The organism is Sphingomonas sp. R1 (assembly GCF_025960285.1).
GTDB lineage: Bacteria > Pseudomonadota > Alphaproteobacteria > Sphingomonadales > Sphingomonadaceae > Sphingomonas.
In genome coordinates, this window is sequence record NZ_CP110111.1 from 1,525,994 (window position 1) to 1,548,677 (window position 22,684).

26 protein-coding genes are annotated in these 22,684 nt (G+C 66.2%); 20 read left to right on the forward strand and 6 right to left on the reverse strand.

The window, feature by feature from the left end; all coding sequences use genetic code 11:
- Positions 1–54: 54 nt before the first annotated feature.
- The 13 genes from motA (at position 55) to OIM94_RS07425 (ending at position 9,590) form a co-directional block, all read left to right on the forward strand.
- Positions 55–939, forward strand: coding sequence for a flagellar motor stator protein MotA (gene motA, locus OIM94_RS07365; protein WP_264609421.1), 885 nt, complete (start codon positions 55–57; stop codon positions 937–939).
- Entirely contained in the window at positions 914–1,222 is a 309-nt protein-coding gene (locus tag OIM94_RS07370) for an STAS domain-containing protein (protein ID WP_264609422.1), read from the forward strand. The genes motA and OIM94_RS07370 overlap by 26 nt, the downstream gene beginning before the upstream one ends.
- Positions 1,219–1,584 (forward strand): response regulator, encoded by a 366-nt coding sequence (locus OIM94_RS07375; protein WP_264609423.1) that lies wholly within the window; start codon positions 1,219–1,221, stop codon positions 1,582–1,584. Before OIM94_RS07370 ends, OIM94_RS07375 begins: the two co-directional genes overlap by 4 nt.
- The gene (locus OIM94_RS07380) at positions 1,581–3,872 is read left to right on the forward strand and encodes a chemotaxis protein CheA (RefSeq protein WP_264609424.1); all 2,292 of its coding nucleotides are present in this window, start codon (positions 1,581–1,583) and stop codon (positions 3,870–3,872) included. Before OIM94_RS07375 ends, OIM94_RS07380 begins: the two co-directional genes overlap by 4 nt.
- Positions 3,869–4,363, forward strand: a complete 495-nt coding sequence (locus OIM94_RS07385) for a chemotaxis protein CheW (RefSeq protein WP_264609425.1) — start codon at positions 3,869–3,871, stop codon at positions 4,361–4,363. The genes OIM94_RS07380 and OIM94_RS07385 overlap by 4 nt, the downstream gene beginning before the upstream one ends.
- Positions 4,360–5,247: a CheR family methyltransferase gene (locus OIM94_RS07390; RefSeq protein WP_264609426.1), complete on the forward strand. Its 888-nt coding sequence runs from the start codon at positions 4,360–4,362 to the stop codon at positions 5,245–5,247. The genes OIM94_RS07385 and OIM94_RS07390 overlap by 4 nt, the downstream gene beginning before the upstream one ends.
- The gene (locus OIM94_RS07395) at positions 5,244–6,290 is read left to right on the forward strand and encodes a protein-glutamate methylesterase/protein-glutamine glutaminase (RefSeq protein ID WP_264609427.1); all 1,047 of its coding nucleotides are present in this window, start codon (positions 5,244–5,246) and stop codon (positions 6,288–6,290) included. The genes OIM94_RS07390 and OIM94_RS07395 overlap by 4 nt, the downstream gene beginning before the upstream one ends.
- Positions 6,291–6,292: 2 nt before the next feature.
- Positions 6,293–6,682 carry a response regulator gene (locus OIM94_RS07400; protein ID WP_029623277.1) on the forward strand — a complete coding sequence of 130 codons (390 nt, stop codon included), beginning with the start codon at positions 6,293–6,295 and terminating at the stop codon, positions 6,680–6,682.
- 1 nt (position 6,683) lies between these two features.
- Complete coding sequence (locus tag OIM94_RS07405) at positions 6,684–7,208, forward strand: chemotaxis protein CheD (protein ID WP_264609428.1); 525 nt, start codon at positions 6,684–6,686, stop codon at positions 7,206–7,208.
- Positions 7,208–7,540 (forward strand): hypothetical protein, encoded by a 333-nt coding sequence (locus OIM94_RS07410; RefSeq protein WP_264609429.1) that lies wholly within the window; start codon positions 7,208–7,210, stop codon positions 7,538–7,540. The genes OIM94_RS07405 and OIM94_RS07410 overlap by 1 nt, the downstream gene beginning before the upstream one ends.
- A gap of 1 nt (position 7,541) precedes the next feature.
- The gene (locus OIM94_RS07415) at positions 7,542–8,387 is read left to right on the forward strand and encodes a flagellar motor protein MotB (protein ID WP_264609430.1); all 846 of its coding nucleotides are present in this window, start codon (positions 7,542–7,544) and stop codon (positions 8,385–8,387) included.
- Between the two features lie 9 nt (positions 8,388–8,396).
- Positions 8,397–8,849, forward strand: a complete 453-nt coding sequence (locus OIM94_RS07420; protein WP_264609431.1) for a hypothetical protein — start codon at positions 8,397–8,399, stop codon at positions 8,847–8,849.
- A gap of 99 nt (positions 8,850–8,948) precedes the next feature.
- Positions 8,949–9,590, forward strand: a complete 642-nt coding sequence (locus OIM94_RS07425) for a PilZ domain-containing protein (protein WP_264609432.1) — start codon at positions 8,949–8,951, stop codon at positions 9,588–9,590.
- Between the two features lie 19 nt (positions 9,591–9,609).
- Here OIM94_RS07425 and OIM94_RS07430 read toward each other — a convergent pair whose 3' ends face one another.
- Together OIM94_RS07430 and OIM94_RS07435 are read right to left on the reverse strand one after the other, a co-directional pair.
- The gene (locus tag OIM94_RS07430; RefSeq protein ID WP_264609433.1) at positions 9,610–10,611 is read right to left on the reverse strand and encodes an SGNH/GDSL hydrolase family protein; all 1,002 of its coding nucleotides are present in this window, start codon (positions 10,609–10,611) and stop codon (positions 9,610–9,612) included.
- 111 nt (positions 10,612–10,722) lie between these two features.
- Positions 10,723–11,139: a flagellar assembly protein FliX gene (locus OIM94_RS07435; RefSeq protein ID WP_264609434.1), complete on the reverse strand. Its 417-nt coding sequence runs from the start codon at positions 11,137–11,139 to the stop codon at positions 10,723–10,725.
- A gap of 84 nt (positions 11,140–11,223) precedes the next feature.
- On the opposite strand from OIM94_RS07435, the gene OIM94_RS07440 reads away from it, so the two are divergent.
- The 4 genes from OIM94_RS07440 (at position 11,224) to OIM94_RS07455 (ending at position 13,882) form a co-directional block, all read left to right on the forward strand.
- A complete protein-coding gene (locus OIM94_RS07440) occupies positions 11,224–12,327 on the forward strand; it encodes a flagellar basal body P-ring protein FlgI (RefSeq protein ID WP_264609435.1) in 1,104 nt (367 codons plus the stop codon).
- A complete protein-coding gene (locus OIM94_RS07445; protein ID WP_264609436.1) occupies positions 12,327–12,632 on the forward strand; it encodes a rod-binding protein in 306 nt (101 codons plus the stop codon). The genes OIM94_RS07440 and OIM94_RS07445 overlap by 1 nt, the downstream gene beginning before the upstream one ends.
- A complete protein-coding gene (locus OIM94_RS07450) occupies positions 12,629–13,054 on the forward strand; it encodes a flagellar protein FlgN (protein ID WP_264609437.1) in 426 nt (141 codons plus the stop codon). Before OIM94_RS07445 ends, OIM94_RS07450 begins: the two co-directional genes overlap by 4 nt.
- Positions 13,055–13,336: 282 nt before the next feature.
- Complete coding sequence (locus OIM94_RS07455; protein WP_264609438.1) at positions 13,337–13,882, forward strand: PEPxxWA-CTERM sorting domain-containing protein; 546 nt, start codon at positions 13,337–13,339, stop codon at positions 13,880–13,882.
- Between the two features lie 84 nt (positions 13,883–13,966).
- Here OIM94_RS07455 and OIM94_RS07460 read toward each other — a convergent pair whose 3' ends face one another.
- Together OIM94_RS07460 and OIM94_RS07465 are read right to left on the reverse strand one after the other, a co-directional pair.
- Positions 13,967–14,386: a flagellar basal body protein gene (locus OIM94_RS07460; RefSeq protein WP_264609439.1), complete on the reverse strand. Its 420-nt coding sequence runs from the start codon at positions 14,384–14,386 to the stop codon at positions 13,967–13,969.
- A 17-nt stretch (positions 14,387–14,403) separates the two neighbouring features.
- Positions 14,404–17,136, reverse strand: coding sequence for a hypothetical protein (locus OIM94_RS07465; RefSeq protein ID WP_319801144.1), 2,733 nt, complete (start codon positions 17,134–17,136; stop codon positions 14,404–14,406).
- A 126-nt stretch (positions 17,137–17,262) separates the two neighbouring features.
- Here OIM94_RS07465 and fliG point away from each other — a divergent pair, with 126 nt between their 5' ends.
- The 3 genes from fliG to OIM94_RS07480 all read left to right on the forward strand — a co-directional run bounded on the left by fliG (position 17,263) and on the right by OIM94_RS07480 (position 20,120).
- A complete protein-coding gene (gene fliG, locus OIM94_RS07470) occupies positions 17,263–18,297 on the forward strand; it encodes a flagellar motor switch protein FliG (RefSeq protein ID WP_264609858.1) in 1,035 nt (344 codons plus the stop codon).
- Positions 18,298–18,310: 13 nt separating this feature from the next.
- Positions 18,311–18,958, forward strand: a complete 648-nt coding sequence (locus tag OIM94_RS07475; RefSeq protein WP_264609441.1) for a FliH/SctL family protein — start codon at positions 18,311–18,313, stop codon at positions 18,956–18,958.
- Between the two features lie 67 nt (positions 18,959–19,025).
- Entirely contained in the window at positions 19,026–20,120 is a 1,095-nt protein-coding gene (locus OIM94_RS07480; RefSeq protein ID WP_264609442.1) for a catalase family protein, read from the forward strand.
- 46 nt (positions 20,121–20,166) lie between these two features.
- Here the strand turns inward: OIM94_RS07480 and OIM94_RS07485 are convergent, their stop codons facing one another.
- Together OIM94_RS07485 and OIM94_RS07490 are read right to left on the reverse strand one after the other, a co-directional pair.
- Positions 20,167–21,789 (reverse strand): hypothetical protein, encoded by a 1,623-nt coding sequence (locus tag OIM94_RS07485; protein ID WP_264609443.1) that lies wholly within the window; start codon positions 21,787–21,789, stop codon positions 20,167–20,169.
- 120 nt (positions 21,790–21,909) lie between these two features.
- Positions 21,910–22,635 carry a polysaccharide deacetylase family protein gene (locus OIM94_RS07490; protein ID WP_264609444.1) on the reverse strand — a complete coding sequence of 242 codons (726 nt, stop codon included), beginning with the start codon at positions 22,633–22,635 and terminating at the stop codon, positions 21,910–21,912.
- Between the last annotated feature and the right edge of the window lie 49 nt (positions 22,636–22,684).

Below are 22,684 nucleotides of genomic sequence, written 5' to 3' on the forward strand. Positions count from 1 at the left end.
TCGGAAACCATCCTATAATTCTGGAAACATCCAGGGAAAGATTTTAGGCCTGTCATGCTGAACGCCGTTGGCTTCGTCATCATCCTCGGTTGCGTCTTCGGCAGCTTCATGATCTCGGGCGGCAAGTTCGAGATCATCGCGCACGCCCTGCCGCACGAGCTCATGGCGATCGGCGGCGCCGCGATCGGCGCCTTCATCGTCGGCAACTCGATGCCGACGGTGAAGAAGGCCGGCGCCGGCATCATGCGCGCCTTCAAGGGCGGTCGCTGGAAGGCCAGCGACTATACCGATCTGCTGACGCTGATGTTCACGCTCCTCTCGCTGTTCAAGAAGAGCGGCGCGACCGGCATCGAACCGCATCTCGACAAGCCGGAAGAGAGCGACATCTTCAAACCCTATCCGCGTCTGCTCAAGGACCATCACCTCATCGAGTTTCTCTGCGACTATTTGCGGATGATGACGGTGAACTTCGAGGACCCGCATCAGCTCGAGGCGGCGATGGAAGCCGATATCGAGAAGCATCACCACGAGGAAACCCATCCGCAGCATGCCCTGCAGCTGATGGCCGACGGCCTACCCGCCATCGGCATCGTCGCGGCGGTGCTCGGCGTCATCAAGACCATGGGCTCGATCGATCAGCCGACCGAGATCCTGGGTGCGATGATCGGCGGCGCGCTCGTCGGTACCTTCATGGGCGTGCTGCTCTCCTACTGCGTGGTCGCGCCGCTTGCCACCAAGCTGCTCGAGACCATCGAAGGCGACTCCAAGCCCTTCACCATCATCAAGACCGCGATCGTCGCCTACGCCCAGAACCAGCCGGTGCAGGTGGCGATCGAGATCGCCCGTCGCATGACGCCTTCCGCGTACGCGCCGACCTTTCAGCAACTCGAAACCGCTCTCGACGAGGCCAAGAATGGACTTTCCCCTGCAACCGCATGAGGGCGCGCTAGCGCTCCCCGCGCACGGCTCGACCGTGACGGCCGCGGATCTTCAGAGCCGCCTCCTCCAGGCGGTCGACGGCGACGGCCCGGTCGAGGTGGATGCCTCGCAGGTCGAAAGCGTCGGCCAGGCGGTCCTCCAGTTGCTCGTCGCAGCCAAGGCGGAAGCCGAAAAGCTCGGCAAGGCCTTCACCATCCTCAACCCCAGCACTGCCTTCACCGATCGTGTGAACCGTTGCCAGCTCGCAGCGGCGGTCGGCATTGATACCGGAGACCTTCTGTGACCAAGCTGATCCTTACCGTCGATGACTCCGCGAGCATGCGCATGCTGCTCAAGACGTCGCTGACCGCGCAGGGCTTTCGCATCGAAAGCGCGAACGACGGACAGCATGGCCTGGAGCGCATGCACGAGGTCAAGCCCGACCTGCTCATCACCGACATCAACATGCCGAAGATGGACGGGTTCGAGCTGATCGAGGCCGTGCGCCAGGTGCCTGAGTTCAAGGGCGTGCCGATCCTGGTGCTCTCGACCGAGTTCTCGGACGAGAAGAAGGCGCGCGCCCGCTCCGCCGGCGCCACCGGCTGGATCACCAAGCCGTTCGAGGCCACGAAGCTGGGAGCGGCGATCCGCCGCGTCTGCCCGTGAGCGACGAATTCGACGATATCCAGGCAATCTTCTTCGAAGAGTGCACTGAAGGCCTCACGACGGCCGAAGAAGGGCTGTCGGCGATGCAGGCGGGCGATCTGTCCGCCGAAACCATTGCCGGTGTGTTCCGCGCGATCCACTCGATCAAGGGTGGCGCCGGCGCCTTCGGCCATTCGGACCTGACCGCCTTCGCGCACAAGTTCGAGAACGTGCTCGACGAAGTGCGTGCCGGGAAAATCGTCCCCACGCCCGGCGTGATCCGGGTGATGCTGAGCTCGTTCGACATCCTTTCGGACCACGTCGAGGCGGCGAAGGGCAATGCCTCGCGCCCGAACGACGGCGCCGCGCTGAGCGCGCTGGAGCAGGTGCTCGCCAACAAGGGCGTGCCGGACGGCGATGCCCCTGCTGCAGCGGCCCCCGTACCGAGCCCCGCGCCTGCGCCGGCCCCCGTGCCCGCGCCGGCGTTGATGGAAGAGGAAGACGAATTCGGCTTCCGGCCGGTCGGCGTCTCGCTGGACGATCTGAATGGCCCTGGTGACGACGACAGCGCCGGCTGGCAGGTTCGCTTCAAGCCGTCGCGTGCGGCCCTGGCCAATGCCGGCGAGCCGCTGCTGACCGTGCGCGAGCTGGAAGGCCTCGGCGCCCGCGTCGTGTCCGTCGACACCAGCGCGATCCCGCCGCTGCGCGAGATCGATCCGGAAGAAAGCTACGTCACCTGGTTGATGCACGCGCCGGCCGAGCTGCCGGAAAGCGATCTCTCCGATTGCTTCGATTTCGTCGCGCCGGACTCGATCATCGAGATCAAGCGGGCCGGTGAAGCCACGCCGCCGGCAGGTGCCGTGGAAGCCGCGCTGGACGGGGACGAAATCCCGTTCGTGCCCGTCACGGCGACGGTGGACGACTTCATGGATCTGGGACCCGCCCCTGCGGCGCCCGCCCCGGTTGCCGCTCCCGCACCTGCGCCCGCTCCCGCGCCGGTCGCGGTAGAGCCCGAGCCGGCCGCGGCCGCGGCGACGCCGCCGGCGGGCGGCGGCGGCACGGGCGGGCCGGGTGGTGGTGGCGGCGCTGGCGGTGCCGGTGGCGCCGGTGGCCCGGCCAAGCCGGTCAACGAAGCCGCGCAGACCATCCGCGTCGACCTGGTCAAGCTCGACCTGCTGCTCAACCTGGTCGGTGAGCTGGTAATCCGGAACTCGATCCTGGCGGACCGGCTCTCTCCGGCCGACCGCCAGCGGGTCGAGTTGCCCGAACTGGCTCGCCTCACCCGGCAGATCCAAGACAACGTCATGTCGCTGCGCGCCCAGCCGATCCGGCAGGCCTTCAGCCGCGTGCCGCGCATGCTACGCGATCTGTCCGTCGAAACCGGCAAGCAGATCAACCTCGAGACGATCGGTGAAACGACCGAAGTCGACAAGGGCGTGATCGAGAAGATCGGCGATCCGCTGACGCACATGATCCGCAACGCCGCGGACCATGGCCTGGAAAGCGCCGAGGAGCGGATCGCCGCCGGCAAGGAACCGGCGGGCACGATCAAGCTTTCGGCCGAGCAGAAGGGTGCACGGATCTTCGTGCGGGTGGCGGACAATGGCCGCGGCATCAACCGCGAGCGAGTCCGCGCCAAGGCGATCGAAAAGGGCATCATCAGCGCCGATGCGGTGCTGACGAACGAGGAAATCGACCAGCTGATCTGCGCGCCGGGCTTCTCCACCGCGGAGAAGATCTCGAACATCTCGGGTCGCGGCGTCGGCATGGACGTGGTGCGCTCGAACGTGGAAGCCCTGGGCGGCCGCGTCGAGATCCACTCGGTGCCCGGCGAAGGCACGACCTTCACGATGATCCTGCCGCTCACGCTGGCCATTCTGGACGGCATGATCGTGCGGCTCGCCGGCCAGCGCTTCGTCCTGCCGCTGACGCACGTGCTGGAGACGATCCAGCCCGAGCCCGGCCAGGTGAAGCGCACCGCGCCCGATCACGAAGTGATCGACATGCGCGGCGAATATCTGCCGGTGAAGCGTGCGACCGAGATCTTCGGCCTGAACGACGACCGTGCCATCGAGGACTCGCTGGTGGTGATCGTCGAGAGCGAGAGCTCGGGCAAGGTCGGCCTGGTGGTCGATACCATCGACGACCGTCGCGAAGTGGTGATCAAGAGCCTCGATCAGAACCTCCATCCGATCCGCGGCCTGGGTGGCGCGACCATTCTGGGTGACGGCTCGATCGCGCTCATCCTCGACATCGAGGCGCTGGTTTCCTCGCCTACCCGTTTCACGCCCAAAGGACTGGCAGCATGAGCACCACCGACACCGCCAATGATCGCAAGATCGTAACCTTCTCGCTGGCCAAGCAGATCTTCGGGATCGACATGAGCGCGCTCATCGAAATCCGCGAATGGGACGAGCCGACGCCGCTTCCCAACGTGCCCAGCTTCATCAAGGGCGTGACCAACCTGCGCGGCAACGTGATCCCGGTGGTCGGCCTGGCCGAACGCCTGGGCTGGGAGCCGAGCCAGCTGCATGCGCGCTCGTGCATCCTGGTCGTCAACATCATGGGCAAGCAGGCGGGCTTCCTGGTCGACGAGGTCAACGACATCGTGGGCATCAACGTGAACGAGATCCAGCCGGCACCGGCGGTGGAGACGGCGCTCGAGGAAAGCGTGATCGCCGGCCTCGTCCGCATCGCCACCCGCGCCAAGGACGGGACCCGCGACGAGAACGGCAGCATGGTGCTGCTGCTCGACCTGAACGCGCTGAGCCTGACCAAGCATCTGGATCTCGCCGCATGAGCCCCGCCGGGGGCGCCACCGCGGCGTCCGCCGGCGCCGCGAACGCGATGGCACCGGGTCAGGTCGCGGATCTTACGCCGCGCGACTTCCAGGCCATCGCCGCGATCATGTACGAGGATGCGCGCATCTCGCTGAGCGAGGCGAAGACGACGCTCGTCCAGTCCCGCCTCGCGCGGCGGCTGCGCAAGTTCGGCCTTGCCCGGTTCAGCGACTATGTCGACCTGGTGCACAGCGACGCCGAGGAACGCCATGCGATGGTGGTGGCATTGACCACGAACCACACGCATTTCTTTCGCGAGCCGCACCATTTCGATCATTTCCGCGAGACCGTGATCCCGGTGCTCCAGCGCAAGCAGGGGCCGATCCGCATCTGGTCGGCGGGATGCTCGTCGGGCGAGGAAGTCTACACGATCGCGATGTGCCTGCTGGGGCCGAGCCGCAGCACCGCATCGTGGCTGCGCAATGCCGATGTACGGTTGCTGGCGACCGACATCGCGCCGCATGTCGTGGAGTCGGTGCAGCGCGGCGTCTACGCCGAAAACGTCGCGGCGGGAGTGCCGGAGCCGTATCGCTCGACCTGGATGAAGCCCACCCAGGGCGGGTTCATCATGGCCGAGGAAGCGCGCCAGCTCGTCACGGCCAAGGTTTTGAACCTGTTCGAACCCTGGCCGCTGAAAGCCGCCTATGATGTCATCTTCTGCCGTAACGTAATGATCTATTTCGGGGATCCCGCCAAGGAAGAGCTCGAGCATCGCTTCGTCGAGCAGCTCGCGCCCGGGTCCTTCCTGTATATCGGTCACTCCGAACGGCTGATCGGCCCGGCCGCGAGCAAGATGCGCTCGTGCGGGCACACTATTTACCAGAAGCCGGAGTCCAGGGCATGAAACCAGTTCGAACGCTTATCGTCGACGACAGCGCATCGATGCGCGCGACGCTGAAGCGCATGCTCTCCGCCGACCCAGAGATTGAAGTGGTCGGCATGGCGCCCGAGCCGTTTGCGGCGCGGGACATGATCAAGGCACTCAACCCCGACGTGCTGACGCTCGACGTCGAAATGCCGGGGATGGACGGCCTGTCGTTCCTCGAGCGCATCATGCGACTCCGGCCGATGCCGGTGGTGATGTGCTCCACGCTCACCGCGCGCGGAGCCGAGGTGACGATCGAGGCACTGCGCCTCGGCGCGGTCGACTATGTCACCAAGCCGAGCGGCACACCCGAGGACATCGAGCGCGACGCGACCCTGCTGTGCGAGAAGGTGAAAAGCGCCGCGCGCTCTGTCGCCCGCGCCGGACCCCAGCGTCTACCCGCCCAGCCCAGCGTTGGCACCGGAGGCGGCGCGGCGGCGCAGCTGATCGCGATCGGCTCGTCGACCGGCGGGGTCGAGGCGCTGTTCTCGCTGCTGCCCTCGCTGCCGGAAGATTCGCCGCCGATCCTGATCGTCCAGCACATGCCGGCCAGCTTCACGCGCAGCTTCGCGCAGCGCCTGAACGCCGAATGCCGCGTGAACGTCGTGGAAGCTACGGATGGTGCCCAGGTGACCCCTGGAACCGTCTATATTGCTCCTGGAGGCGAACGACACATGGAGCTTTCAGGTGGCGCCAATGGCAGGATCAAGCTGCTCGCCGGCGACCCCGTCACCGGCCACCGTCCGTCGGTGGACGTCCTGTTCCGGTCGGTCGCCAAGCTGGGTGCCGGTGCCGTGGGGGTGATCCTGACCGGCATGGGCAGCGACGGCGCACATGGCCTGCTCGCAATGCGCCAGGCCGGTGCCCGCACGCTGGGCCAGACCAAGGAGACCTGCGTGGTGTGGGGCATGCCCCGCGCCGCCAAGGAAGCGGGTGCGGTGGAGAAGGAAGTCGGCCTTTCGGCCATGCCGGAGGCCATCCTGAAGGCTTGTCGAGAAACGGTTAAGGTTGGGAGCGCATAACAATGCCCGCTGCATCACAGATCAAGGTGATGGTCGTCGATGATCAGACCAGTATGCGGGCGATGATCCGTCGTGCGCTGCAGGACCTGGGATTCAAGGACGTTCGCGACAAGGCGACGGCGCCCGAAGCGCTGTCCGCGATCAAGAGCGACCGCGTCCACCTCGTCATCTCCGATTACAACATGCCCGAGATGGACGGGCTGCAGTTCCTGGAGGCGGTTCGCGCCGACCCGGTGATCGGCAAGACCGTGTTCATCATGCTCACCGGCTCGTCCGACCGCGAGGTCGTGCAGAAGGCGGCGGCGCTCGGCGTGAACAACTATGTCGTCAAGCCTTTCGCGCCGGCGGCGCTGAAGGAAAAGATCGAACGCGTCTTCGGTGAGCTGACCTGATATGCGCAGAGTTTCCATCGTCCAGGGCGAGAACGCGGTCATCGCGGAGCCCCATGTCCTGATTTCGACCCTGCTCGGAAGCTGCGTCGCCGCATGCCTCTACGACCCGGTCGCCAAGGTGGGAGGAATGAACCACTTCCTGCTCGGGGAACCGGGCGCGGACCACAAGGTGTCGAGCTCGGACATGGCACGCTACGGCGTGCATGCGATGGAACTGCTGATCAACAGCATGATGGCCAAGGGCGCCTCGCGCTCGCGGCTGCAGGCCCATCTTTATGGTGGCGCCAACATCATCTCGGGCCTTGGGGGCATCGGCTCGTCCAACGCAGCCTTTGCCCGCAGGTTCATGGAAACTGAAGGGATCTCGATCGCGCATTGCGATCTCGGCGGCACCCTCGCCCGCAAGGTCGAGTTCCTGCCGCACGAGGGCAAGAGCCGCTGCACCAAGGTGGCAGAGCGCGTCCAGGAACGTCCGGTCGCCCCCCTGCCCGTTGCCGCACCCGGCGGAGAATTGGAGCTTTTCTGATGTCGTGCCTGCCCATGTCGGAACCGTCCCACGCCCAGCCCCTGCCCGGCTACGATCCGTTCGCAGGCGTGCTGCACAGCGTGATGGCCGGCGAAATCCGCGAAATCAGCAAGAAGCTGGAGGGGCTGGCCGAAGTGCTCGTCTGCGACGAGCACTTCGCCGCCAACTATCTCGAACAGCTCCAGGCGTTCGATTACCTGATCCAGCACGCCGACGAATGCGTGAACCTGCTGGAGCGGATCGCGGGCGGCGAGGATTCGCTCTCGGCGATCAGCCATGTGCGTCTCGGCGCCGTGCAGGAACGCCTGCGCAACGCGCTGAAGGGCCAGTAACATGGCCCGCGGGGGGGACGTTCGGCCGATCATCGTCAAAAAGGTCAAGAAGGTTGCCGGCGGCCATCACGGCGGCGCCTGGAAGGTGGCCTATGCCGACTTCGTGACCGCGATGATGGCTTTCTTCATGCTGCTGTGGCTGCTCGCCAATCCGGACAAGGACCGGCTGAAGGGCCTGGCCAAATATTTCTCGCCGACGATTGCCGACAGCGCCCCGGCCACGCCCGTGAGCAATACCGCGCCCGGCGCCGGTGGCCCTACCCGCCGATCCGAGGCGGATCCCAGCGCTGCCAAGGGTCAGCCGACGTTCGAGGTCGCCACCTCGGGGTCCGCGCGCGGCGGCACCGCGGATGTGCCCGCGACGATGCGGGTGATGGCGTCCGAACTGATGGTGGCGCTGGAAGCGACGCCGCAGGCCCAGGGCAAGAAGAATACCGACGTCAAGCAGGATCGCGACGGCGTGCGCATCACGCTGATGGACACCGACCAGCAGCCGATGTTCAAGGCGAACACCGCCGAACTCAACCCCTATGCCCGTCTGTTGCTCAGCAAGATCGCCTCGAAGATCGCCACGGTCGGCGCGCAGATCGCGATCGAGGGCCATACCGATGGCGCCGGCGGGCAGAGCGACGCCAATTGGCTACTGTCCGGCCAGCGGGCGCTGGCGGCACGTTCGGCGCTGATCGCCGGTGGCGTGACGCCGGATCGCTTCGCCGAAGTGGTGGCGATGGGCGCCACCCAGCCGGTCTATCCCGACCAGCCCAACCGCCCGGAAAACCGCCGCATCAGCATCGTGCTGAAGGGCCAGACCTCGGCGCTGCCGAGCGATGCCAGCTTCAAGTTCTAGGACTGCACGATGAAGAAGATGCTGTTCCTCATCGTCGCCCTGATCGCCGGCCTCGGCGCCGGCGGTGGCACCGCCTATGCGATGGTGAAGATGCTCGGTATTGGCGGCGGCGCCCCCCAGCAGGAAGCCAAGAAGGAAGAGAAGGAAGAAGCCGGCAAATTCGTGCCCACCGGGAAGGTGCTGGTGCCGCTGGTCTTCGCCGATGGCCGGCTGGCCGGCTATGCGTCGATGGACGTGCAGCTCGAGGTCGAGGAAGCCAAGGCAGAATTCGTCACCCAGCGCATGCCCCTGCTGCTCCACGCGATCAACATGCGTACCTATCGCACGCCGATGGCTGCGGGACCGGACGGCATGCTGCCGGATCTGGAAGGCTTCCGGAAGCTGGTCGACGCATCGGCGACGGAGGCGTTCGGCCCCAAGATCGTCCGCAAGGTTGCCGTTACCGGTGCAAATCCGGCCTGAGCCCACCCGTAACACTACCGGAGCCGCGACCTACCGCCGGTTTATCCTATAATACGTGCAGGGGTCGCATCGTCGTGACCCGATGGGGAGACCGACGCCGTGGGCGCAGCCGAGCATCAGTTTGAACCAGCCAGCGCCGGCGGCGACGCCTGGGCCGAGCGCGCACCGCGCACGGTAACGACGCTGATGGTGGGCAAGCTGGTCTGCGCTGGTGGCGGCGAACAACTCTGCCGGGTGCGCAACATCTCCGCCAGCGGCATGATGCTGGAGACGCCCTATCCCTTGCACGAGGGCGACCAGATCGCCGTCGAATTGCGCGGCGGGGGCGTGCTTAAGGGCAAGATCGTCTGGACCAGCGACGGCAGGGCCGGCGTCCACTTCACCACGCCGATCGACGTGGAGGACGTGCTCGCCACTGCCAAGGGCAGTTCGGCAGCGGCCCGGCTCCGCCGGGCGATTCCCCGCGCGCCACGGTTCGAGCTCACCGGGCCGGCCCGGCTGGTCTGCAACGGCGTGTCGAGCGCGGTTCGGCTCGAGAACATCTCCCTGAGCGGCGCGCGGATCCGTCTGCCCGGCCATATCGAGCTGGATCGCGTGATGACCCTGGTGATCCCGGGGCTCAAGCCGCACAGCTGCACCGTGCGCTGGAGCGACGCCGAAACCGCCGGCGTCGCCTTCCTCGAGATGATCCCCTATGCCGAACTTGCCGCCTGGCTCGGCGAGGTACAGGCGGCAGGCTGAGCCTCGCCGCCCACGGCCGTCATGCGATCGCCGCGACCGCGCGGCGGCGGCGCTGCGATGCGCCGACCATGCCCACGCCCAGGATCAGCATCACCCAAACCTGCCCCTCGGGCACCGCGCTGATGCCCAGCTGCCCGGCGATCGCCGTCGCGATTGCCTGGTGCACTTGGGTCGTCGGGTGAATGGCGTCGAAATACAGGGCGTTGCTGCAATTGGCGAGCTGCGGCGATCCACCACCCGCAATCTGGCAGGGCGTCGTCGTGTTGAGCGTGCTCGGCAGGCCGAAAGCCGCCGGGTTGGCTAGCAGGGCCTGCTCGTAGCCGAACAGGTCGAAATAATTGGACTCCACGCCAGGCATGGTTCCGAACGCCGCCGAAATCCCCTGCAGCGCGGCATTGATCTGCTGGGACCGGGCCGTCAGTTCGGCCAGCCGGCCGGGGACCGCTGCGGCAACGGCGGCCGAGGCGGGTAGCGCACCGATATCGGGCGAACCGACGATCACCACATTGCGCGCGCCCAGCGTGTAGAGCTGGCCGAGCGCGTAGGTGAAGGAATCGATCGCCGACTGAAAGCTGACCGCACCGCCGGTGGTGATCGTGTCGCGCACGTCGTTGCCGCCAAAGGTGATCAGCACCAGCGCGTTGCTGTCGATCGGCGTGCCGACCATCATGTTGTAATAGGCGATCTGGCGAACAAAGCTGGGGCTCGTTTCCGAGGGGCTGTACGCCGCGAGCGCGCCGCCGACCGCCATGTTGCGACCGCCGGCGAACAGCGCCGTCGCGGGCGTACCCGAAATCATGTCGCTCAGATAATCGGCGAAGTTGAAGCCATTGGAGAAGCGCCCGGCATAATAGCCGTCGGCAGGCTTCGCCACGCCGCCGGCCGTCGCCAGATAGGCATTTCCGGAATCGACAAGACTGTCGCCGAACACCACGAGCCCCGAATAGGAACCACCGGCCGCCCAGGCCGATGGCGAAACGACCAGCGCAATCACGGCCAGCCACCGCGCAAGAATCTTCATGACATCTCCCCTATTGTTAACAACATGTTAACTGAAAGGGCGATGTGGTGAAAGCAGCGATTTGGGTGCATGCCGAGCCGTCGGCGCTCGGCGCTTCTGGAGGGCGAAGGATCAGACCTGGATGTCGAGCTTGGCCAGTTCGACGCGGACGCGCAGGTCTATTTCCCGCATCAGTTCGGCGAGCATCGGCTCTTCGGGCGTCGGCACGGTTTGCGTCCATGCCGAGATATCGCGCAGCCGCGCGACATTCGGCGTGCCTGCCACCAGTTCCTTGTGCAGCCGATCCAGCGCGTCGATGCCCCGCTCGGCATCACGGGCCTGCTTGCGGCGTCGCTCGGCAATCGGATTATTGACGGCAATCGCGACCAGCGCCTGTACGCTGGTCGCAGGAACTGCACCCGGCACGGCCAACGGCTGGTGCGGAGCGGCGACCGGCTCCTCGGCGGGGTTCGCATAGCCGGACACGGACTTGGGCAACGCCGCCAGCAGGTTGCGTGCCATCATCGGTGTCAGGCTGTCGATACGCACGAAATCAGGCCCTCTCAAGCCATGTTGGCTCTCCTCTTCCTATAAGACGAGTAGCGTTAATTTTCCACTTGGCCCGAGAGGTTTATGTATCGTCTCTCCGCATCGTTCCTGGCGCTCGCGCTGGCCTTCGTCGGCGCACCCCAGGCGATGGCCCAGACGCGGATCAAGGACATCGTCGACGTCGAGAATGTCCGTGAAAACCAGCTGGTAGGCTATGGCCTGGTGGTCGGTCTCGCCGGTACCGGCGATCGCATCCGCAACGCACCCTTCACCGAGGAATCGATGCAGTCGATGCTCGAGCGCATGGGCGTGAACATCCGCGGCACGCAGATGCGCACGCAGAATGTCGCCGCCGTCTCGATCACCGCGACGATGCCGCCATTCTCGCGCTCCGGCTCGCGGATCGACGTCCAGGTCTCTGCGCTCGGTGACGCCACCAGCCTGCAGGGCGGCACGCTGATCGCCTCCTCCTTGCGCGCGCTGGACGGCGAGATCTATGCGGTGGCGCAAGGACCGGTCGCGGTGTCCGGCTTCAAGGGTCAGGGTGCCGCCGCCAGCGTGAGCCGCGGCGTCACGACTTCCGCGCGCATCGCCGGTGGCGCAATCATCGAGCGCGAGGTGCCCTATCAGCTGCGCTCGGCGAACAGCCTGAAGCTCGCGCTCAAGAACCCCGATTTCACCACCGCCGATCGCATCGCCCGCGCGATCAACGGCCGCTATCCCGGTGCCGCGCAGATGCTCGATCCGGCGACCGTGGAGGTCCGTCCGTCCGGCCAGTTCGCCGGATCGGTCATCGATCTCGTGACGCAGCTGGGCGACCTCGAAGTGAAGGTCGATCAGCCGGCCAAGGTGGTCATCAACGAAGCCTCGGGCACGGTGGTGATGAACAGCGACGTCCGCATCACGCCGGTGGCGATCGCGCAAGGGGGCCTCACCATCTCGGTCACCGAAGCGCCGCAGGTCTCGCAACCGGCCCCCTTCTCGCAGGGCCAGACGACGGTGGTGCCGCGCACCCAGGTGCAGGTGAACGACGGCAACGGCGCCAGCCTCGCCGTAATCAACGGCCCTTCGCTCAAGGCGCTGGTAAGCGGGCTCAACACGCTTGGCGTGTCGCCGCGGGACCTGATCACCATCCTGCAGGCGATCAAGACCGCCGGCGCGCTCCAGGCCGAAATCGAGGTGCAGTAATGACCGACCTCTCCCCCCTCCCCGCCGCCGCATCGGCGACCACGCTGGCCAAGCCGCTGCCCAAGGTCGATCCGAAGAACGCCAAGACCGCGCAGGAATTCGAAAGCGTTTTCCTCGGACAGATGACCCAGCTGATGCTGCAGAGCGTCCAGCAGGACGAACAGTTCAGCGGCGGCAACGGCGAAGAAATCTTCCGCGGCGTGCTCGCCGAAAAACTCGGTGCCGAAATGGCGCGCCGCGGCGGAATCGGGCTCGCACCCCATGTACTCGACCAGATCCTCAAGCTTCAGCAAGGACAGCAATGATCACCCAGCTCGTCGACGCGATGGTTTCCCTCACCGCTCTGATGGAAGAGGAAAGCGAACGCCTTTCGCGCTCGCCCTACATCCCCGAGCTGGGCGAGATCGCCAATGCCAAGCTGCGCCTGGCCGGCCGGGTCGAGGCCGAGGTGGCGCGGCTCAAGCGCGAGAGTCCGGACGACTGGCTGGAAACCCTGGATCCGCAAGCACGTGAGACGCTGTCGGAGGCCAGCCGCGCGCTGCGCGACGCATCGATCGTCAACTCGCGAATATTGTCGCGGCAGATCGAATTGTCTGCCGAGATGATGGCGGCAATTGCTGCGGAAGCACAGCGGCTCACCGGCAGCCGCACCACCACCTACAGCGCCTGCGGTGGCTTGGCCGGCGTCGACGCGCCAGCGCCCATCTCGGTAAATGCGCGTTTGTGAAGGTTTTTCGACTCGCGGCAGCGCGGGAGGTCCGCGCTGCACCGCGACACGCTTCGTCTCATTTCAGGGCATGACAAATCTTCTACTTCGCCAGAAACATACCCTAAGCGACTGCTTTTGCTCCTGAATCCTGCCCCCATCTTCAAGATCACTAATATCTAGTAAATTGAGCGCGTTACGGTATAAAGAAGATCGACAGCGCGTATGGGAATGATGTGTCTGCGCCCGCATACAATGGGCGACCCCCACACGGCTGGATTTGGCTTGAGGGAGGTGTTCAACATGAAGCGTTTCAAGGCCCTGGTGGCCAGCGTGGCGGTTATCGCCGGCGCACAGTTTTTCGGCAGCGTCGCACAGGCGGCGACCCTGGTCACCTGCGTGAAGGCGACCTGCTCCTATTCGGCGGCTACCCAGACCGGCAGCGGCGCCTCTACGGCGCTTGCCAAGGGCACCAAGGCGAAGCCGACGACCGCAACCTCGTCCTTCAGCATTGTGCTGCCCTCGGCCGGCACGTTCGAGATCAGCGTCACCCCGAGCGGAAACGGCCCCAGCGGCACCGGCCTGTCCTTCACGTCGCTGGTGTTCAACGGCGTGACGATCGCGAACCCGGCGCAGGGTTTCATCTACAGCTTCGCCGTAGCGAAGGCGGGTACGTACGACTTCGCGGTGTCGGCCTCGAACAACGCGAACAAGGCGATTGCCTTCTCGACGAGCTACAGCTTCGCTGGCGTTCCGGAGCCGGCCACCTGGGGTCTGATGATCGCGGGCGTCGGCATGGCCGGTGGTTCGCTGCGTCGTCGCCGCAGCACCCGCATCGCGATCGCCTGATCGACCGACCTTCGAATGACAAAGGGGGTCGCGAGTATACTCGCGGCCCCTTTTCATTGTACCATCGACAGGGAGCCCGGCAGCTCAGCCGCTGCTTCCCTTGCCCACTGCCGTCTTCAGCAGCAGCATCTGCTTGCGATAGATGTTGGTCATCGCCGTGAAGTCGGCCTGGACCTTGCCCATTTTAAGCAACTGGTCTTCGAGCGTGACATTGTTGCCGTCCGGCTTGGTCTCGCTGACATCCTTGTCGAGCACGAGCCCGCTGCCGACCGGCTGGGTCGCACCGAGATTCTTCATCGCGCCGGTAAGTTCGACGCGAGGCCGCGCGACGCTCACGCCCCCTGCCCCCTGCAGCAGATCGCCGAAATTGGGTTCGGAGACGTCGCGCGACTTGTAGCCGGGCGTCTCGCTGTTGGCGAGATTCTGCGCAATGACCTGCTGGCGCTGCGAGAGGTTCTGCATGCGCAGCTGGATGGCGGATAGGATCGACGGCATGTCGGACATGGATTGAAAACCCCGCTTTACGAACTGGTCGTCTGCAGGCGCGAGAGCGCCGCCTGATAGTTTTTCAGCTGCGCCTGCTCGACGGCCGTCGATGATTTCCCGGTCTTGGTATTGGTCTTGGTACCGTCGACCAGCTTCGCCTTGCTGTCATCCCAATATAGAGAGCGATAGGCGGTCTGGGTCATCGAGATGGCATCTTTGATCTTGCCGAGCGCGACCTTCGCGCTGTCGAGCGAGGACAGGCTGAGCGCCTGCGAGAGATCCATGCCGTAATTCCCGCCGGGCCGCACCTTGGGCGCAGAGGACGAGACCGTTGCCGCCGTGGAGATGCGCTGGGGTTCGATCCCAAGCTTGGCCAGCGCATCGCTGCCGTCCTGGCCGGACAGCAGCTGGAGCTCATGGCCCGCCTTCATCGTAATGCGCAGCGACTGCACGCCGTTTACGGTAGTCGCGGTAACGGTACCCTTCGATGCGCCGATCATCCCCTGGATGCGGTCGGCGATCGTCTTCAGCGTGTCGCCTTTCTCGATCGTAACCTTGCGCACGGCAAGGTCATCGGCCTTGATCGAGAAATAGTCGCCGGCCCGCAGCGTGGTCTGCGTTGTCACCTTGTCCGAAACGGTCGGATTGATCGTGCCCCGGCCGAAGCCCAGCGCGGACACGGCGGTGTCGCCGCCCTTGTCCGCGGCGACCCGCACGGGCTCGGTGCGCAGCAGTGCCTGCCCGAACTGATTGGTGTTCTCGATCGTGCCGGTCGCGGGATCGAGACGGCTGACAAAGCCGTCGACCGCACCGCGCTTGGTGGCGCCCAGGTCGCCCGTCGTGCGACCGCCGACGTAGAGCTTGCCGTTCAGAAAGGCGAGGCTGTCGACCTGATCGTCGGCGCTGGTGCCGATATAGGTCGTGCTGGCCGTCGTGAAGCCGGCATCGATTCGGGTAACGAAGCCGTCGCGGCCGCCGCTCGTGCTGTTCACCTGCGTCCCGGGGATCGCGCTGTCGGTCGCGCCGCCCACGGCGATGCTGCCATCATCCGCGACTGCGATCGCCCGTGCATCGGCCGACCCCAGGCTGATGCTGCCGAGATCCGTCGACAGCGACGTCGCCTGCATCTTCATCACACTCGACGCGCCGTTCTGCGATACGAGCGCGAGCAGGTTGCCGTCCCTGTCCATTGCCAGGCTGCTGATCGTGTCGCTGCCGCCGCTGTCGATCTTGCGGCGCTCGGCAACCTTCCCGCTCGCGTCGATCCGCGTCACCATCGCATCGCCGCCATCCTTGTTGGCGGCGCGGCCCGCGACGAACACCGATCCATCGGCCCCGATCGTCATCGCCTGCGCGGTATCGCTGCCGATCGCGCTGACCACGGTCGAGAATTGCTCGTCGCCATTGGCGGCGTATTTGGCGACCACCATGTCGCCATCGGCGGTGATGCCGTTGAAATTGCCCGTCACCGTGCCGGCGACGACGACGCCGCCATCCGGGGCAATCGAGACCGCCGCACCGGTGGCGGCACCTGCCGCGCCCAGATTGCGCTGCCACACGACCTTGCCGGTACTGTCCATCTTGGTGAGGAACAGGTTGTTGTCGCCATCGGACAGATTGGCGCCGAGATCGCCCTTGGTGGTGCCGACGACATAGCTGAAGCCCTGCCCGTCGGTGGCAACCGCGGCGGCATCGGTGCTGGCATAGACGTTGCTGGTGGTCGACTTGCTGGTCTGCACCTTGCCGTCCATGTCGACGGTGGTGGTGGTGACGGTCGTCGTCTTCTTCGCGGCGACGTTCTGCGCGGTCGCCTGGCGATCCAGTGCCTGGATCGTTCCCATCGCCACGCTGCTGCTGGTTCCGGCGGGATCGTTCAGGCGGAACACCTGCGTTGCAGTCGGCGCGTCGAGCGCGGTCTGCCCGGTGGTGACGACCAGCGAGTCCTTGGCGTCGACCTGGTCGAGGCTCACCTGCTCCAGACCATCGGCCGTGGTAAGCTTTAGGCCCCACTTGCCGTTGGCATATTCCGGCTGGAACCGTGCCAGCCAGCGCGAGACCGGATCACCCTTGCTGTCGGTGCGCACCGAGCCATCGTCATTGTAGATCAGCTGCGAGCTGATCTGCGCGTTCAGCGCCTCGGATACGGACTTGAGCGTGGGCGGCTGCGGCCCCTGCGCGAGGTCGACCGTGAAGTTCTGGGTGAGGCCCGGGCGCGTGAGGGTAATCTTGAACTGCTCGGTGCCGGTCAGGCCAGGCAGGGGATCGTCGCCCTTGCTGACAAGCGGCGTACCATGGGTCTCATACTGGTTGGCGGATTTGAGCTGGCTGGTCGTGGCGCTGGTGCTAGGCTTGCCGAACGCCAGGTCCACCAGGTCCGACGGCGCGGTCGCCAGATATTTCTGGAGATCGGCAAGGCCCTTGGAAAAGGCCTTTTGATACTGGGCGCGCTGGGCATCGGACGTGGTGGTGTTGGTCGCCGCCTCGGCAAGGACGCGCAACTGGTCCAGCGCCTTGTACGAAGTGAAGGTGGTCTTCACGTCCCCGCTCAGCAGATTGCCGGCGCTGTCGGAGCTGACTTCGCTCACCAGCGTGCGGGAGGCGAGGATCGAGGCAAGCTGCGAGGTGACGGACGTCGTGGAGGTCGTGTCTTTCCAGGGCGGGGTCGTGGGATCGAGCGTGTATTGCGCCTTGGCGGTGCGGACCGCCTTGCTTTCGAAGCTAATCGCGGTCGTGTTCGCGGAGGTGAAGGCGTTCGACCCGCTGAGCAAGCTCAGCCCGATGAGATTTGAAGATAAATTAACCATCGTCCGATCCGTCCCTTCCCCCAACAACTCTATAATAGAGGGAAGCGCGGCCCTCGCGGTGCGCGCGGACCATTTTCCGCAGGGATGAGCATGGCTTCTGTCGCCACGGTGGGTGAACCGCCCGAACTGAAGAAATTCTCCGGACCGCAGCGCGCGGCCGCGCTGATGCTCGCACTGGGCAAGGAGCATGGTGCGCCGATCTGGGACCAGCTCTCCACCGACGAGATCAAGGAGCTTTCCTCGACGATCGCCAGCCTCGGCCGCATCCCCAGTGCCGTCGTCGAATATCTGCTCGTCCAGTTTACCGGCGAAGTGGCGAGCATGGCCTCGCTCCACGGCAGCTACGAAACGACCGAGCGCCTGCTCGCCGGCATCTTGCCGAGCGACAAGGTGAAGGACATCATGGAGGACATTCGTGGTCCTTCGGGTCGGACGATGTGGGACAAGCTCTCCAACGTCTCGGAGACCGTGCTGGCCGGTGCGCTCAAGCAGGAATATCCGCAGACCGTCGCGGTCATTCTCTCCAAGCTGCGGCCGGATCACGCCGCGCGCGTGCTGGCCGAGCTCCCGCGCGAGTTCGCCGTGGACGTCATCATGCGCATGCTCCGCATGGACACGGTGCAGAAGGAAGTGATCAACCAGGTCGAGCAGACGCTCAAGACCGAGTTCATGACCAACCTTTCCCGCTCGCAGAAGCGCGATCCCCATGAGAGCATGGCCGAGCTGTTCAACTCGCTCGATCGCTCGACCGAGGAAGCGATGCTCACCGCGCTCGATGCCAAGGCGCCGGAAAGCGCCGAGCGCATCCGCGCGCTGATGTTCACCTTCGAGGATCTCGCCAACCTGCTGCCGCCGGCAATCGCCGCGATCGTCCGCAATGCCGACAAGCGCGAGATGGCACTGGCGCTGAAGGGGGCTCCGGACCAGCTGAAGCAGATGTTCTTCAACGCAATGACCGAGCGCGCCGCCAAGCTGATGCGCGAGGACATGGCCGGCATGGGGCCGGTGCGAGCGCGCGATTGCGAAGAGGCCCAGTCGAGCCTCGTCCGCCTGGCCAAGGACCTCGCCGACCGCGGCGAGATCCTGCTGGTCGACCCGAAGTCCGACGACGCGATGATTATCTGAGGAGCATGGCAGCATGAGCATCCATGTCGAGCGGTTCGCCTTCGACCGCGTGTTTTCCGCCCCGGTGTCCGAAAAAAAGCTGGTCGACGAAGACGCGCTGATCGAGCTCGCCGCGCTGCGTGCCGAAGTCGCGCTGCTCAAGGCAGATCAGCAGGCCGTGATCGACAAGGCGCGTGCCGAGGGCTTCGAAGCCGGGCTGGCCCAGGCGCGCGCCGAACGCGAAGTCGCGCTGCTCAGCGCGGTGGATGCGCTGCATGCCGGCATCGAGGTGATCGATGCCCAGTTCACCGAGATCGCCGAGCGCGTCACCAGCGAAGCGACCGAAGTCGCGCTCGCCGCAGCCGATCACATTGCCGCGCGGGCAATCGAGCGGGCGCCGGGCGAGGCGATCGATGCCGCGATCGGCCGCGTACTCGGTCAGGTCGCGCGCGGCACCGAACTGCAGGTCCGCGTCCACCCTGATCTGGTCGACGACATCGAAGCGAAGATCGCCGATCGCCAGTCGAAGGACCGCCGCAAGCTGAGCCTGACCGTCGCGCCGGATGCCACGCTGGCGATGGGCGATGCGCTGATCAACTGGGACGAAGGCGGGCTGGCGCTCAATGCGCAGCAGCGCCGCGACGCGGTGGCTGCCGAGCTGGAGAGCCTGCTGCTCCACTAAGGATGGCGGCGGAACAGCCCGTGCCACGGTCGGTTAATACCCTTCGCAACCTCGCAGGGGATTTAACATGCAGCAGCCCGTCCGCTTCTCGCCGTCCGTCGAACAGCCTCAGCCCGACGAGGCGGAGACGATCGCCGGGCTGAAGGAACAGTTCGAGAAAATCCTCGACACGACCTCGCAAGATTATCAGCATGCGGTGCGCTCGGTGCATGCCAAGGGCCATGGCCTGGCGCGCGGCACCTTCACCGTCGCGCACGGCCTGCCGCCCGAGCTGGCGCAGGGGCTGTTTGCGACGCCCGGCAGCCACGAGGCGATTTTGCGCTTCTCCACCAATGCAGGCGACATCCTGGACGATTCCATTCGCCTGCCGCGCGGCGTCGCGCTGAAGGTGCTGGGCGTCGAGGGCGAGCGTCTCCCCGGCAGCGAAGGCGATACGACGCAGGACTTCGTGATGGTCAATGCCCCCGCCTTCGCCGCGCCTGACGCCAAGAAGTTCCTGGGCAATCTCAAGCTTCTTGCCGCAACGACCGACAAGGCGGAAGGTGCGAAGAAGCTGCTGTCGGCGGTGCTGCGCAGCTTCGAGGCCGCACTGGAAGCGGTGGGCGGCAAGTCTGCACTGCTCAGCACGCTCGGCGGCGCGCGCCCGGTCCATCCGCTGGGCGCCACCTATTTCAGTCAGACGCCATATCGCTACGGTGACCATATCGCCAAATTCCAGCTCGTCCCCGTCTCCGGGATCAAGGCGTTCGCGGACGAGACGATCAATGCCACCGGCCGACCCGATGCGATCCGCGAGGCGGTGAACGAACTGCTCGTCGAGCAGGGCGGCACCTGGGAGTTTCGCGTGCAGCTTTGCACCGATCTCGAAGCCATGCCGGTGGAGGACGCATCGGTTGCCTGGGACGAGGACGCCAGCCCCTACCGCACCGTCGCCACGCTCGAGGTCGCGCCGCAGCGGGGCTGGGTGCCGGGCGAAAGCGACCGGATCGAGGACCGGCTCTCCTTCGCGCCCTGGCACGGCCTGGCGGCGCATCAGCCGCTGGGCGGCGTCAACCGCGCGCGGAAGGAGACATACCAGTTTTCCGCAGACTATCGCGGCCGGTTCAACGGCTGTCCGATGCACGAACCTCGCGCGCTCGACGATCTCACGATCGAGGCCTGACGCGACACGGGCCGCTCCCTGAGGAGCGGCCCCGATGCGTTCGGCTTCAGCCTTCGTGCGGAGTACGCGGATGCGGCGCCGACCGTGACTGCGGCGGCTGCGGACGCGGACGCGCCTGCGCTGCACGTGCCGCGGCTTGTACTTGGGCCCTGGCCTCGGCCTGGGCGCGCTGCTGTTGCGCTGCCTGCGCCTTTTGTTGCGCCGATGCTCGGGCCTGCGTCTGTCGCTGCTCTGCCACGGCGCGCTGGCGCGCCTGAGCCTGTTGTTGCTGCTGCGCACGCATGCGCGCCTGCTGCTGCTGGACCGCTCGCTGCTGCGCCTGCTGCTGCTGTGCGGTACGCTGCCTTGCTTGCTGCTGGCGCTGGATCTGCAGGTCGCGCGCGCGCTGCGCCGCTTGCGCCTGCTGTTGCTGCTGTACCTGGCGCTGGACGGCTTGCTGACGGTCACGTTGCTGCGCGGCGGCCTGTTGTTGCGTGCGCTGCTCCGCGGCGCGCTGCTGTGCGACGCGTTGTGCCTGCTGCTGGGCAGCCCGTTGGCGCGCTTGCTGGTCGGCAAGCTGGCGCTGCGCCTGCTGCAGCGCCGCTCGTTGCTGGGCCTGTCGCTGCTGGGCCTGCCGCTGTTGTTCCAGTGCCTGCTGCTGCTGGGCCTTGGCACGTTGCTCGGCCTGCGCACGGCGCTGTGCCTCGAGCTGCGCCTCGCGCTGGGCGGCCTGCCGCTGTGCCTCGGCCTGGCGCGTGCCGTCACCGCCCAACCAGCCGGGGATCCAGCCGCGACGCGGTGCTGGCGGCGGGGCCGGCGGCGCATAGGCGACCGGCTGGGGCGCGGGGCTACGAAAGCCTTGCTGCTGCCACGCGGCAAAACGCTGTGCTACGATCGCGCGCCGCTGCCGTTCCTCCTGCCACGCAGCCTGTTCCTGCGCGGCGTGCGCCCGGCGATACGCCTGCCAGTCGGCCTGGCGTGCCTGTGCTTCCGCCCATTGCGCATTCGCCGCCGCGATCTCGGCCCGGCGCGCCGCCCAGTTCGCGGCGACGACGCCGCGATGCTCGCGTTCACGCGACAGGCGATAGAGATATCCCGCCCGGTCATAATAGCGGGATGCGGTGTCGACCCGGCCGTAATAGGCATTCGATGGCAACAGGTCGCCGCCGGCGTCATACACCGCCACGAGGTTGTCGCCCGAATAGGCATAGCTATAGTCGGGATCGCGCACGAGGTACGGCGCGTCCGAGCCCGGCTGGTAGTAATAATAGCGGTAGCCGCCATCGATCGGCTCTGCATAGCGACGGTCGCCGAGGCTCGTCTGCCAAACCCAGGGCGATACGTTGCCGTCGTCATAGGCATAGTCGGGCGGTGCGTCGCCGATCGCGTTCGCCACTCCATCGGCGCGATCCAGATAGGCATAGGCGTCGCGCCGCTGGGCAACGTGCGCCACGCGCACGCGCCGGGTCGCCGGCAGCGCCTCGGCCGGCGGGGCGGCCGGAAGCGCAGTCGCTGCGCCGGGTTGCAGGGGAACGGCGGCGGGCAGCGCCGGCAGCGCCGCGCCCATGTTCGCCGCCGCGGCATTGCCTGCGGCAGGATCTGCGGTCGTACCCGAAGGGGAGCAGCCGGCCAGCGCCAGCGCGATCACGCTGGCCGTGACCAAGGCCGGGCGTTTCCAATGATCCGACATGACACCTCCTCAATAGCCGCCCTTGCCGTCGCTTGTGCGCCCCTATGGCTGAACCCGCGCTGGGGCGGCCGTTCATCGGCCGTCAAACGTCCGTCCGAGCGTTGGGATGCCGATGCGCGGTCAGCGCATGCGGCGGAGCTGATCGCCCACCGTGCGCACCGACAGCCCACTTGCCGCCACGATGTCGAGCAGCGCTTCATGCTCGGCTGCGGACACGGCACCATCCGCCTCGGGCCCGTCACCGACCTGATGGAACACCAGAATCGCCCAGTGCCGCGCCGCGCGGGCGCGCTGCAAATAATTGAACACGTCGAGCGGCTGGGCATCATAGCCCACCGCCAGCGCCTGCAGGCGGAACGGATGTTGCCGCACCCAGCCCGCCGGATTGGGCGGACCTTCGCTGTTGCGCGCACTCTGGATGCGCAGCCGACGCAGCATCGCCTCGTACCGTGCGCGCTCGACATTGGCGGTACCCGGACCCAGGTCGGTGACGTCGCAGGGATAGGCGAAGTCGCGCGCCCTGCCCGGCCCGGCCACGCGATCCAGCCATGCCTCGAGCGGCTTGAACTCGCGATCCGCATAGGCGCGCGCGCTTAGCGTCCCCAGATTGCAGGAGTGGCTGACGGTGTGTGCGCCAAGTTCATGCCCGCGCGTGGGCAGCCGCGCCCAGTCGTCGGCACGGTCGACGATATTGTCCCAGGTCACGTAGAACGTGCCATGCATCCCGCGCCGTTCGAGCGCAGGCACCGCGGTGTCGAGCTGTGAGGAAAGGCCGTCATCATAGGTCAGGCTCACCGCACCCGCATCGGCCTCCGCGGTCGCGGCTGCGGCTGCGGCCTTCGGCATCAGCAACAGCGTTGCCAGTCCAGTGGCGAATCCTCGCCTGTTCGTTTCC